Consider the following 12,803-nt stretch of genomic DNA (forward strand, 5'->3'; position numbering starts at 1 on the left):
TATGACTTTATTGGGGGTAGATGCTGTTATGTTGAATAAAAAGAATTGGATTTTCATCCTATTTATTTCACTAACAACAATTATTGGAATATACTATTTTTATAAACGTCAAACTCATCTAAGATATCAAGATCCAGAAAAATTATTATCAGAAGTAAAAACATATTTTATGAATGTTGCAGGATCTTACATATTAAATGAAACGATAGCTTATAAAGATTCCACAGACAATAATAATATTGTTTTCCAGGGGGGTATCACCACACAGCACAATGGTAAACTAACTTATTATGACTTTTTTGCTGATGCAAAAACCGGGGAAATTATCGATATAATTGAATGCGATTAATATAAGGTTAAAGTTATGAGAAAATGATGTGTAGTGTCTTTTAAATGAAAAAGGCCTATACAGTAATTTTGGAGTATAACACCATTCTAGTAATAGATATCAATAGCATCTCTTACTAGAATCATGTTGTAAATGCTCTTCCACTCATAACTTTAACCTTATTAATTTCTGGTAATATAACTTTCTATTTCTTTATTATTACCTTTATCAAATTTCACTGCGAAGTATGTCACATCATGATAATACAAGAACCAATAATCTTGTATAATAAAATTAGGTATTAAGCGTTCTTTCTCTCTTATAGATTGCATCGGATAATCATCGTATGCCGTCACCCATAATGGATTTCTATGTGCTATCGTTGGAAAGATATCTCCCATATGCACAGCCTTTTCTCCTTCACTTTCAATTGTTACAATTGCATGCCCATAACTATGGCCCCCAGTATGAAAAAGTTTTATCCCTGGATAAATTTCTATTTCTTTTTCAAATAAAAGCAATTTTTCTTTAAAATCGCCATCATTCTTCGACCAATATGTAGACTTACTACGGATGTTTGGACTTTGAAATTCATGCCACTCATCTTGCTGTATGACGTGAATAGCATTTTTAAAAATAGCACGTCCCTCATTGTCTGTTAACCCAGCTGCATGGTCAAAATGTAAATGCGTCATTAATACATAATCTATATCCTCTACTGTTAATTCTAAAGCCTTTAAATCTTCTTCAATTTTAGATTCATACTCGACACCAAAATTTTTACGTTCTTTAGCTGTTAACTTACCAGTGCCTATACCAGTATCAATTAGAATAGACTTGTCTTCCGTTTGTATAAGAATAGGATGTGTCGGCAAAGGAATTTGATTCTTATCATTCACCTCATATTTCCTTGTCCATAGCGCTTTAGGTACAACACCAAACATAGCACCGCCATCAATTTGTGTTATCCCACCATTTAAAGAATGGATTTTAAAATCACCCAATTTCATTTTATTTCCTCCTTTACTCGCAATAAATTTTACTTAATTACCATAGTAATACATTACCCTATCTACTTTAAAGCAAGACGCAAAACAATTAAAATATGCATTAATTTTCATGAAATATAACTCCTTCAATCTAAATTAAAGCAAAAAAAATTGATAGAAACGAATGTTCTATCAATCAAATTTTATAGTATTTTTAATGAAATTTAGCTTCCATACGATAGATTCTTGAACCTTTCTCAGAAAACTTCGTTTCATATTCTGTCGTTATATTACTACCATCATCTTCTTGATGGAGATTTAAGTTTATCTTAATAAAATACATACCAAATTGTGACATACTCTCTAAGCTATAAGCGAAAAGACCTCTATTGTCCGTTTTGAAATGTAATTCTCCATCTTTTTGTAAAATTTGTTTATATAATGCTAAATATGTGTGATATGTCAATCTACGTTTTGTATGTTTTCTCTTCGGCCAAGGATCAGAGAAATTCAAATAAACACGTGCCACTTCGCCATCTACAAAGTAGTCATTAAGTTCTGCAGCATCATTACAAATCAATTTAATGTTAGTTAGATTTTGTTCTAAAACTTTATCTAACACTTTTATCATCACACTACTTTCACGCTCCATTGATATAAAATTAATATCAGGATTGCGCGCAGCTAGTGTAGTAATAAATTGGCCCATGCCTGAACCTATTTCAATGTATATCGGTTGGTCTTTATCAAACCATTCCGAGATTTTCCCTGCATGACGACCATCTAAATCTACAATATTTGGATGTGATTTTAAATAATCTTCTGCCCAAGGCTTGTGACGCATTCTCATTCTCATAACTCCTTATATAAACGCATTGTTGTTCATTACTTCATTCAAAAAGTTCAGCCATAAATTCATATCTTTGTAACGCTTCTGTTCTTCATACCATTGCACCATGCCAATAGATTGTATTACTGTATACCATTTCATTCTTTTTTGTAAGTCCATGGAATCTTTTGCACCATATACTTCTAACCATTGAGACCATTTTTTCTCTGGAACGTAATTGTATAGCAGCATGCCTAAATCAATTGCTGGGTCAGCAATCATAGCACCTTCCCAATCAACTAGGTATAGTTCATCATGATCCGACAATAACCAATTGTTATGATTAACATCACCATGAACTACTGTAAAGAAACGCGGATCTAAATTAGGCATATGATCTTCTAAATAAGTCAAAGCTTTTCTAACAACATGATGTGTCAAAACTTCTCTAGATAATGAAGCGTTTATTTTATTTAATAAAATATCTGGTGTAATAGGCTCCATTTCCATACGTTTCAACATATTTAATAATGTTCTAGAATTGTGTATTTTTTTCAATAAATGTGCGACTCGTTGTTCGTGCATTTCATTGAAAGTAAGCTCTCTACCATTTTTCCAATGTTGTGCCGTTACGACTTCTCCGGTTTCAATGCGCTTGGTCCAAACTAATTTGGGCACAATACCTTCAGCAGATAGCGCTGCAATAAAAGGGTTTGAATTTCTCTTTAAGAATAACTTTTGTCCATCTTGTTCTGCCATATAAGCTTCACCCGATGCACCACCTGCTGAATCTAGCGTCCATCCTAATTGATAAAACTGCTCCAACACGTTCACCTCACTTTCAATTAGAAAATGGCTCAAGAAAACAATTTTCGAGAGCCATATATAATAATTTTATTTCAAAATTATAAACTTCAACCAGAATTGTGTAGCCTCACGTCTTATGACATACACATTGTCCCTCCATGGTTCAAGTTCCATTTTTTATATAATATAGATACCGTTCCATCCAATTTATAATAACTTATATAGCATATCACAAATCACCTTAGAACAGACCATTAAATTTAACATTTTTCTATCTTTTTCATGAAATTTTCCACTTCAAAATTTCATCGCTCATAAAGATTTTATATTGTTTGACTTACTATTTCAACCAAAAATGAGAAACAAAAAGTCACATTTTACTTTCGTCATTTTATGGTATTCTTTTAAACGGCTCATTAAGAATTATAACATAATTTATCATCAATTTATGTTACATTTTCTATCCATTTATGGAAATTATGAACTAACCGTGTCAATATATCTATTAAATCCTTCTTGTAATTCTTTAGTAATTGGACCTACTTGACCATCACCAACGGGATTACCATTTAATTTAATAACTGGTGTTACTTCTATTGAAGTACTTGAAACAATAATCTCATCTGCGTTCTCTAAGAAATCTAATGTAAATGTTTCTTCATTGAATGGTATTTGTTTTTCCTCTGCTATAGATTTTATAACTCTACGCGTAATCCCATTTAAAATGTAATTATTAGTTGGATGTGTATAGATTTCACCATCTTTAATCACATAAACATTACTAGATGATCCTTCAGTTACGATATCACCACGGTGTTGGATTGCCTCTTTAGCATTGTACTTTGTTGCAAGCTCTTTTGCTAATACATTGCCTAGTAAATTCAAACTCTTAATATCACATCTTAACCAACGTACATCTTCTGTAGTTACAGCATTGATACCTTCTTCTAATTGTTTATATGGACGATCATATGATTTTGTAAACGCCATAATATTCGCTTCTACTGATGGAGTTGGGAAAGCATGATCACGAGGTGCTGCACCACGTGTAACTTGAATATATACACCACCATTAACTACGCCATTCGCATTAATCAATTCTTGAACAAGCTCAATAATCGAATCCACATCGTGTTTCAAATCTAAACCAATTTCTGCGGCACTTCTTAATAGTCTTTCAAAGTGAGGTCTGGCAGTAAATAAGTGATTGTCATAAATTCTTACATATTCATATATACCATCACCAAAAACGTACCCTCTATCGTTATAAGGCACCTTAGCGTCATGCTCTTCTAATAATTGTTCGTTGATTAATACTTTTGTCATAGTTATCCCTCCACACATAATGCATACAATGATTCTAAATAAATACTCGTTGCATTAAATAATTGTTTTTTTGTAATGTACTCATTTTTTTGGTGCATTAAATCTTCTGAATCGCTGAACATTGCGCCAAATGCAACGCCTTTATCTAAATTACGTGCATATGTGCCTCCACCAATCGTATACGGCTCAGTTTCATCACCAGTTTGGTTTCTATAAGCTTGAACTAGCGTTTGTACGAATGGATCATCCTTTTCTACATAATGTGGAACTTGATTTTTCCCTAATTTCATTGAAAACCCTAATTGTTGAATTTCATTTTCAAATCTTGTCATAGCTTCTTCAAACTCAAAACCTTCTGGATATCTCAGATTAATACCAAATTTACCGCCGTTGTTATTATTATATGAAATAATACCAATATTTGTAGTAACGTCGCCCATAATCTCAGTATGATATTTCATACCCATTTTTTCTCCAAAATGAGAATTAAATAAGTATCGCTCACTGAAATTAACGAAGTTAGCTGCAGATTGATCTAAATCAATTGTAGCTAAGAAATTCAATAAATATAATCCTGCATTCACACCTTTAGATGGGTCCATACCATGCACTGCTTTACCTTGAACTTTAAGCACTAACACACCACTATCAACAGCACTTTCTCCTTCTAAATGATTTTCATAAAGAAATTGTTCAAAGTTTTGAATGACATCAGTCATGTTTTCTTTCACTGCAACATTAGCCACCGCTTCATCTGGAACCATATTATAACGTTGACCTGAAGTGAATGAACGTAACTCGTATTCTGGTTCATCTTGTGCTTCATCTTTTTCATTTTGAATCACATCGAATGTGCTAATTCCTTTTTCGCCATGAATTGCTGGGAATTCAGCATCCGGAGCAAAGCCAAGCGCAGGCATTTCCTCAGTTTTAAAATATCGATCTGTACATAGCCAATCAGATTCTTCATCCGTTCCGATTATAATATGTATACGTTTTTTCCAATTGACGTTCATGTCATTCAGAATTTTCACTGCATAATACGCCGCTATTGTAGGCCCTTTATCATCCAGCGTACCTCGTGCTATAACTTTGTCATCAGTAATGACTGGTTCAAAAGGATTAGATTCCCAACCATCTCCAGCTGGCACAACATCTACGTGACATAGAATCCCGAATACATCTTCTCCAGAGCCCGCTTCAATTCTTCCTGCAATGTGATCCACATCATGTGTCCCGAAACCATCGCGTTCCGCAATTTTATACATATAATCTAGTGCTCTACGCGGACCTGGTCCGACTGGGTTATCTAATGACGCTTTACTGTCATCTCTCACACTTTCAATTGATAATAAACCTTTCAAATCTTCAATGATGAAATCTTCGTATTCTTGCACTTTTTCTTTCCACATTTGAGATCAACTTCTTTCTTAAGACTAATGTAATTAATATTTTACATGAAGTAATGAAGAAACTACAGTGAGATGGCACTATTATTTTAAAATTCCGACTGTTTCTTTTTTAATGTAAACAGTGTGAGCACTATAATACAGTATTTTACAAATGCTGTATTAATCTCAAAAAGCCTAGTTCAAAAATTGAACTAGGCTTTTACAATTTATCTATATAACAGAAATATTATTTATCTTCGTGTTTATTACTATTATTTTTTAATTCTTCTTCAGTAACTACACGAAGGTTATTTGAAGGATCAGCTGCACCCTCGTCAGTGAATCTTGCTTCTTCAATATGTTCATCATCTTTTTTAGCTGAACCTTTGAAGTGTTCTCTTTGACTATTAATAAATCCTTTTGGATCTTCTTTTACTTTAGAAGCATATCCTTTTGGATCACCTTTTACTTCGTTAAAAGTTTCTCCTGCCTTAGAGCTAATTTGACTTGCGATGTCTTTGGCATTTTGTTTATATGATTCAGGGTTAGCCTTATATTTATTATACTCGCCTTTTAATTTATCTCTATTTTCTTTTTTAGAAAGAACAACTGCTGCAGCTGCTCCACCAATTCCTACCACTGCTTTTAAAATTTTTGACATAATAGCACCTCTTCTTTATTTTAATCCTAATTTTTTGAAATCTTCTTGGGTTAATTGACGATACTCGCCTGGCGCTAATGATTGATCCAGTTGTAAATCGCCAATACTCATACGTTTCAAAGCTATCACTTCATTGTTTATAGCATGAAACATACGCTTAACCTGATGATACCTTCCTTCGTAAATTGTGACAAGTGATTTTCTTTCTTCATCACATTGAACCAAATCAGCTGGCTTCACCAATCCTTCATCCAATGCTATACCCGATTTAAACAATTCTATATCATTTTTTGTAATTGTTTTTTCAGAAATTACTTCATATGTCTTAGAAACGTGCTTTGACGGGCTCATTAAGTCGTGATTAAATTGTCCATCATTAGTGATTAAAAGTAATCCTTCCGTATCTTTGTCTAGTCGTCCTACAGGGAAAACATCCAAGTATCTATATTTACCTACTAAATCAATTACTGTCTTATGCTTATCATCTTCTGTTGCTGACACATAGCCTTGTGGTTTATTTAGCATTAAATAAATTTTATCTATATATTGAACGATTTCCTCATGAACTTTAACTTTATCTACCGATGGATTAATATGTGCTTTGGGTGATTTTTCTTGGGTTTCATTGACTGTAACTTCACCCTTTTTTAATAATTGCTTCACTTCTGTACGTGTACCCATTCCCATATTCGCTAAAAACTTATCTAATCTCATGAAGCAATTCCTAACTTACGTCTGATTTTATTTGGAATATCACCTAAAAATTCATCGGCAAGTCTTGTCTTCATTGTCATACTTGCATAAACAAGCATTCCAATTGCAACACTAATAATTATAATTGTTAACGAACCAAATTTTGATTGAACAGGGATGAATATTTTAAGAACAAAGAATACTGCTTCAACGACAATCATCATGATAAGTCCATATAAGAATATCTTACTAAAGTGTAACCAAGTCTCACCAAAGTTGAATTTAGCATATTTTTTCAGAATAACAAAATTGCATGATATGGCGAATAATAAGGCTAAAGCTGTACTTAACACTGCACCTTGTGAATGGAAAACAACAATAAGTGGTGTATTTAAAATAATTTTTATAACGACTGCTACTAAAATAACGTAAACTGTTAATTTTTGTTTATCAATACCTTGTAACATAGATGCCGTTACACTTAACAAGGCAATCAATATCGCAACAGGTGCATAATAGAATAAAACATTACTTCCATCAACATTATAACTATAGAAAACTGTGTAAATCGGTAAAGCAAGTGCCATAATACCTAAACTTGCCGGTACAGTAATAAACATTAATACACCTAAAGATGTACGTATCTGTCTATGCATTTCTTGTATTTCACCAGCTGCATACGTTTTTGTAATAAACGGAATCAAACTTACTGCAAACCCAGCCGATAAAGAAGTTGGAATCATCACAATTTTATTAGTGGTCATATTTAATATTGTGAAGAAATAGTCATGCATACGACTCGGTACACCTGCAATATCTAAAGCACCATTATGTGTAAATTGGTCGACTAAGTTAAATAGTGGGAAATTTAAACTCACAATAACAAATGGAATACTATAAGAAATAATTTCTTTATACATTTTCCCATAAGATACATCAATACCTGTTGTATCACTATCTACCATTTTCTGTATATTAGGCTTTCGTTTTCTCCAGTAATACCATAATGTAAATATCCCAGCAATTGCACCAACCGCTGCTGCAAACGTTGCAACACCATTAGCTGCTAAAATACTTCCATTAAAAACGTTAAGCACTATGTAACTACCTATTAGAATAAATAGGATACGTGCAATTTGCTCAATAACTTCTGATACTGCCGTAGGTCCCATTGATTTATAACCTTGGAATACACCACGCCATGTAGCAAGTAAAGGAATGAAAATAACAACCATACTTATAATTCTAATAATCCAAGTAATATTTTCTACTGACCAGCCACCTTTAGCACCTGATTCATGCGCTAAAGTTATCGTTGCGATACTTGGAGCTAATAAATATAAAATAATAAAACCTATAAATCCTGTTACTGTCATTACCATAAAGCTTGATTTATATAACTTTTCACTAACTTTATATGCACCTATAGCATTATACTTAGACACATATTTCGAGGCAGCTAATGGAACTCCAGCAGTCGCAATTGCAATTGCAATGTTATATGGGGTATATGCATAGTTGAAAGGCGCCAAATTTTCTTCTCCGCCTATAATCGCGTAGAATGGAATAATATAAACTACGCCCAATACTTTGGTAATTAGTATACTAAGCGTGATTAAAAAGGTTCCCCTCACTAATTCTTTACTTTCACTCATTCAGATCTTCCTATCTCAAATTAATTTTTACACTCATAACTTCAATAATAACGTTATAACTACTTTTTTTCAAAACTATATTACTATAAAATACCACACATGTTTTACCCAGTGCCAGTGATTGTAAACTAAGGGCTTAGGTATAAGCTTTCTTTGTTATGATTTAATTAATTATTTTACTAGCTATTCGTCACAGTTAACTTACTTAATCTTATCTTAATTAAACCAGTTTCTTCATACTCCAAATAAAAAAACATATAAATGATTTAAGACAAGAATTAAAAGCACGAAGATTTGGTTATGATTTAGCTTTACCTTTCCAAAAATTAATAGATTGTTATGTACAAGGATGATATATGTCTGTCAACGGGAATAGACAGATTTTATTTCAAACAAGTGATAGAAGATTATAAGGTATGGCCTTTTTGTCGAACACAATGAATATATAATAAATTTTATGCAATTAGACATCGAAAAATCGTAATTATATTTTTTAAGTCTAAATAGAACGTATGTTCCCTTTTAAATCTAACGTTTATAGCAAATTTGTTTTGATAAACTAAAAAACAACTAACCTTTTCACCCAATATTATATATAATGAAATATGTAACGTACAAACAATATTAAGGGAGAGAGTTTATTATGGCAGATAAATTAGGTTTTAGAGAAAGTATGACCGAAACTGAAATCGTTGCTACTTTCAAAAAAAACAAAGAAGAAAAGGATTATTGGGAAAGTTTAGATGTGGAAACTAAAAAACCACTTATTAAAGAGTACAAAAATAATAAACGAGAATTTTATGACCATTTTCAAACAAAAATGCAAGAAACAAACCCAACTTATCAAAATGAAACATTAATAAAAAGTAATGAAAAATTAGATAAGTTCTTTGCTACACAAGGTATTTATAAACCTAGCCAAACAACAACAGACGCCTTTTGTAAGCAAAATATTATGGCAAACTTCGATAAATTCTATCATGCATTGGGTGCGTTCACGTTGAATATGGAAAAGCAAGCTATGTATAACTACTATCAAACGCAACAAAATCAAAATTTCATACAAATTGCTCAAAACGATAAATTAATCAAGCAAAATGATGAAATCATAGAGTTATTAAAAATTGTAGCAAATAAATAATTTTTCGGGGGTATGTAAAATGAAAAAAGTATTATTCTTAGTATTAGCAAGTTTTTTAGCATTATCAGCATGTGGGAATTCGGAAGAAAGTAAGTCAGAAGATAAAAAAGAAAAACAATCGTCATCAAAAGACGATAAGAAAAATGAAGAAAGTAAGAGACCTAACAAAGATAAAAAAGAGGAATTAGATAAAGAAGATACTGATAATAACAGTGAATCAAATTCTGATTCACTGAATGAACACAAAAAAGATAATAATGTTAATAGAGAATTTAAAAATGCGTTAGACAGCGCTAAAAACTATCAAAGTGTTATGCCTATGTCAAAGGCTGGATTGTATGAACAACTAACATCAAGTGCTGGTGATCAATATCCAGCAGAAGCAGCACAATATGCTATTGATAACTTAGACGCTGATTATAAAGAAAATGCATTAAAAAGCGCTAAAAACTATCAAGATATTATGCCTATGTCTGACAATGAGTTATTTAAACAATTGACTTCTGATGCCGGTGATAAATACACCCAAGAAGAAGCTAAATATGCTATTGATAATATAGAAAACAAAAAATCTAACCAAGATACTGATTATGAAGACGATACAAATACAGTAACTCGAGAGAACGTAATGGATTTCGTAGAAACTTACGAAGGTGAAACGTTAGATACTGGCACCTATACATTTAAAGAACCAGAACAAAGAGAGAATGGAAGTTGGGGGTTTGCTTTTTATACTAAAGATGGTGACCTTGCTGGTTCATATATTGTAGATGAGGATGGAAATGTTACTAAATATGATAAAAATGGTGTAGAAGAATAATTCAATGGGCAGTCCCTACTGCCCTATATTTTTTATCTTTTTTAGGAGGAATTTTGTACACAGCTTTAGCAATAGAGTTTCAGTCTTTAACAGGTTTACGTATAGGCGAATTATTAGCAATAAAAGTTAATGATATTGATTTTGAGAACAAAACATTAAGCGTAAATGGTACAATGTTTTGGGCGAAAAGTGATGAGGGATTCGGTTCGAAAGAAACAACGAAGACTAATAAAAGTTATAGAGTAATAAATTTAACGACAAGATGTATTGAAATCATTAATAAACTTGTGTTAGAAAAGTAAGAAGTTAAAACTTATGAAAGTTAAATATACTGATTGTGGTTTTATATTTTGTGCTTTAAGTGGTAACACTATCCAATCTAATAGAATAAATAAGGCTTTGCATGAATGTACAACTGAATTAAAAATCAATAAACATGTGACTAGTCATACTTTAAGACATACATATATTTCAATACTTGCTGAATTGGGTATGAGTTTAAAAGTAATCATGAATCGTGTCGGATACAGTAACTCAAATACAACATTAAAAGTGTATACATATGTTACTGATAAGATGGAAAAAGCTATGGTTAATAAATTAGAGGCAATAAAAATTATTTATGTTTGCCCTTTTTATGCCCTTAAAATAATTTACATGTCATTATAAAACCTTATAAACTCCGTTAATATAGCGATTCATAGCAACAAGAATGTTATTACTATAAAATAACATTATATTGTAAAGGGAGGCAATTAAATGTATCAAACAATTATTATAGGCGGCGGTCCCAGTGGACTGATGGCGGCTGCTGCGGCAAGTACTAACAGTGATGATATCTTATTGATTGAAAAGAAAAAAGGACTTGGTCGTAAATTAAAAATTTCTGGTGGTGGCCGTTGTAATGTTACCAACCGTCTTCCTTATGACGAAATTATAAAAAACATACCTGGTAACGGAAAGTTTTTATATAGCCCCTTTTCTGTATTCGATAATGAATCTATTATTCAATTTTTTGAATCGAGAGGTGTCAAACTTAAAGAAGAAGATCATGGGCGAATGTTCCCCGTATCAAACAAAGCACAAGATGTAGTGGATACTCTGACGCACACTATTCAACAAAATAAGGTAGACGTAATGGAGGAATCAACTGTTCACTCTATTACTTACACTGAAGATCAAACATTCCAAGTTACACTCAATGATCAACAGCAATTTACTAGTAAGAGTCTCATCATTGCAACTGGTGGTACGAGCGTGCCACAAACAGGTTCAACCGGTGACGGTTACAAATTTGCAGAAGCTCTTGGTCATACTATAACAGAGTTATTTCCTACAGAAGTACCCATCACGTCTGCCGAACCATTTATTAAACAAAAACGTCTAAAAGGGTTAAGTTTAAAGAATGTAGCTTTATCTGTATTAAAGAAAAATGGCAAACATCGTATCACTCATCAAATGGATATGATTTTCACTCATTTCGGAATCAGTGGCCCTGCTGCTTTACGCTGTAGTCAATTTGTATATAAAGAGCAAAAGAATCAAAAAAAACAAGATATACAAATGCAATTAGATGTATTTCCAGAACTTTCAACGAATGACTTAGAGGTACAAATTAGGTCATTATTAAAGGAAACGCCAGATAAATATGTAAAAAACAGCTTACATGGCTTAATAGAAGAACGTTATTTATTATTTATGTTAGAACAAGCTGGAGTTACAGAGGAAATTACAGCCCACCACATTTCTAACATACAAATTAATGAGTTAGTTAAATTATTGAAAGGCTTCATTTTTAGCGTGAACGGTACACTACCTATTGATAAAGCTTTTGTAACTGGAGGAGGCGTTTCATTAAAAGAAATCCACCCCAAAACAATGATGTCCAAAATAGTACCAGGCTTATTCTTATGTGGTGAAGTATTAGATATACATGGCTATACTGGCGGATATAACATCACTAGCGCCTTAGTAACAGGACATGTGTCAGGGACTAATGCAGGTGTCTTTCAGCCATAAGACTATAAAGTCTAGCTACACAACTATCATATAACTTGTCCCACTATTCCCATTAGAAACCAATTAACCGCAAAATTTTGTATTTAAATTTTTCAACTAAAAAAGGTCCTATTACGTTTACAGTAATAGGACCCTTAATCTTTA

The 12,803-nt window shown here is 32.3% G+C and carries 14 protein-coding genes; 6 read left to right on the top strand and 8 right to left on the bottom strand.

The features are described from left to right. Positions 1–28: 28 nt before the first annotated feature. Positions 29–349: a hypothetical protein gene (locus BK821_RS10740; protein WP_046836734.1), complete on the top strand. Its 321-nt coding sequence runs from the start codon at positions 29–31 to the stop codon at positions 347–349. Between the two features lie 161 nt (positions 350–510). On the opposite strand, the gene BK821_RS10745 is transcribed toward BK821_RS10740, so the two are convergent. The 8 genes from BK821_RS10745 to BK821_RS10780 form a co-directional block, all read right to left on the bottom strand. After that, on the bottom strand, positions 511–1,338 hold the full coding sequence (locus BK821_RS10745; protein ID WP_046836735.1) for a YtnP family quorum-quenching lactonase: 828 nt from the start codon (positions 1,336–1,338) through the stop codon (positions 511–513). Between the two features lie 193 nt (positions 1,339–1,531). Continuing rightward, positions 1,532–2,167: a tRNA (guanosine(46)-N7)-methyltransferase TrmB gene (gene trmB / locus BK821_RS10750; RefSeq protein WP_071331658.1), complete on the bottom strand. Its 636-nt coding sequence runs from the start codon at positions 2,165–2,167 to the stop codon at positions 1,532–1,534. Positions 2,168–2,179: 12 nt separating this feature from the next. Beyond that, positions 2,180–2,971 (bottom strand): phosphotransferase family protein, encoded by a 792-nt coding sequence (locus tag BK821_RS10755; protein ID WP_046836737.1) that lies wholly within the window; start codon positions 2,969–2,971, stop codon positions 2,180–2,182. A gap of 459 nt (positions 2,972–3,430) precedes the next feature. Then, positions 3,431–4,279: a D-amino-acid transaminase gene (gene dat, locus BK821_RS10760; RefSeq protein ID WP_046836738.1), complete on the bottom strand. Its 849-nt coding sequence runs from the start codon at positions 4,277–4,279 to the stop codon at positions 3,431–3,433. A gap of 2 nt (positions 4,280–4,281) precedes the next feature. Next, positions 4,282–5,691, bottom strand: coding sequence for a dipeptidase PepV (gene pepV / locus BK821_RS10765; RefSeq protein WP_046836739.1), 1,410 nt, complete (start codon positions 5,689–5,691; stop codon positions 4,282–4,284). 226 nt (positions 5,692–5,917) lie between these two features. Beyond that, a complete protein-coding gene (locus tag BK821_RS10770) occupies positions 5,918–6,331 on the bottom strand; it encodes a YtxH domain-containing protein (RefSeq protein WP_046836740.1) in 414 nt (137 codons plus the stop codon). Between the two features lie 15 nt (positions 6,332–6,346). Further along, on the bottom strand, positions 6,347–7,045 hold the full coding sequence (locus tag BK821_RS10775) for a pseudouridine synthase (protein WP_071331659.1): 699 nt from the start codon (positions 7,043–7,045) through the stop codon (positions 6,347–6,349). Beyond that, a complete protein-coding gene (locus BK821_RS10780) occupies positions 7,042–8,679 on the bottom strand; it encodes a putative polysaccharide biosynthesis protein (protein ID WP_046836742.1) in 1,638 nt (545 codons plus the stop codon). The genes BK821_RS10775 and BK821_RS10780 overlap by 4 nt, the downstream gene beginning before the upstream one ends. A 643-nt stretch (positions 8,680–9,322) precedes the next feature. Between BK821_RS10780 and BK821_RS13645 the strand changes: the two genes are divergently transcribed. From BK821_RS13645 to BK821_RS10805, 5 genes are all read left to right on the top strand, one after another. Beyond that, positions 9,323–9,820 carry a hypothetical protein gene (locus BK821_RS13645; protein ID WP_256201630.1) on the top strand — a complete coding sequence of 166 codons (498 nt, stop codon included), beginning with the start codon at positions 9,323–9,325 and terminating at the stop codon, positions 9,818–9,820. Positions 9,821–9,839: 19 nt separating this feature from the next. Then, positions 9,840–10,640: an Ltp family lipoprotein gene (locus BK821_RS10790; RefSeq protein WP_063410274.1), complete on the top strand. Its 801-nt coding sequence runs from the start codon at positions 9,840–9,842 to the stop codon at positions 10,638–10,640. A gap of 53 nt (positions 10,641–10,693) precedes the next feature. Continuing rightward, positions 10,694–10,942: a tyrosine-type recombinase/integrase gene (locus tag BK821_RS10795; RefSeq protein WP_071331660.1), complete on the top strand. Its 249-nt coding sequence runs from the start codon at positions 10,694–10,696 to the stop codon at positions 10,940–10,942. A gap of 13 nt (positions 10,943–10,955) precedes the next feature. After that, positions 10,956–11,309 (top strand): tyrosine-type recombinase/integrase, encoded by a 354-nt coding sequence (locus BK821_RS10800; RefSeq protein ID WP_071331661.1) that lies wholly within the window; start codon positions 10,956–10,958, stop codon positions 11,307–11,309. Between the two features lie 90 nt (positions 11,310–11,399). Further along, the gene (locus BK821_RS10805) at positions 11,400–12,659 is read left to right on the top strand and encodes a BaiN/RdsA family NAD(P)/FAD-dependent oxidoreductase (protein ID WP_071331662.1); all 1,260 of its coding nucleotides are present in this window, start codon (positions 11,400–11,402) and stop codon (positions 12,657–12,659) included. Positions 12,660–12,803 lie beyond the last annotated feature (144 nt).

The sequence above is a fragment of the Staphylococcus sp. LCT-H4 genome (assembly GCF_001866145.1).
GTDB lineage: Bacteria > Bacillota > Bacilli > Staphylococcales > Staphylococcaceae > Staphylococcus > Staphylococcus succinus.

Coding starts and splice junctions, on each gene's coding strand:
- dat (WP_046836738.1), bottom strand. CDS start 4,279: ATGACAAAAGTATTAATCAACGAACAATTATTAGAAGAGCATGACGCT.
- BK821_RS10770 (WP_046836740.1), bottom strand. CDS start 6,331: ATGTCAAAAATTTTAAAAGCAGTGGTAGGAATTGGTGGAGCAGCTGCA.
- BK821_RS10740 (WP_046836734.1), top strand. CDS start 29: ATGTTGAATAAAAAGAATTGGATTTTCATCCTATTTATTTCACTAACA.
- BK821_RS13645 (WP_256201630.1), top strand. CDS start 9,323: ATGGCAGATAAATTAGGTTTTAGAGAAAGTATGACCGAAACTGAAATC.
- BK821_RS10745 (WP_046836735.1), bottom strand. CDS start 1,338: ATGAAATTGGGTGATTTTAAAATCCATTCTTTAAATGGTGGGATAACA.
- BK821_RS10780 (WP_046836742.1), bottom strand. CDS start 8,679: ATGAGTGAAAGTAAAGAATTAGTGAGGGGAACCTTTTTAATCACGCTT.
- BK821_RS10800 (WP_071331661.1), top strand. CDS start 10,956: ATGAAAGTTAAATATACTGATTGTGGTTTTATATTTTGTGCTTTAAGT.
- BK821_RS10805 (WP_071331662.1), top strand. CDS start 11,400: ATGTATCAAACAATTATTATAGGCGGCGGTCCCAGTGGACTGATGGCG.
- trmB (WP_071331658.1), bottom strand. CDS start 2,167: ATGAGAATGCGTCACAAGCCTTGGGCAGAAGATTATTTAAAATCACAT.
- BK821_RS10775 (WP_071331659.1), bottom strand. CDS start 7,045: ATGAGATTAGATAAGTTTTTAGCGAATATGGGAATGGGTACACGTACA.
- pepV (WP_046836739.1), bottom strand. CDS start 5,691: ATGTGGAAAGAAAAAGTGCAAGAATACGAAGATTTCATCATTGAAGAT.
- BK821_RS10790 (WP_063410274.1), top strand. CDS start 9,840: ATGAAAAAAGTATTATTCTTAGTATTAGCAAGTTTTTTAGCATTATCA.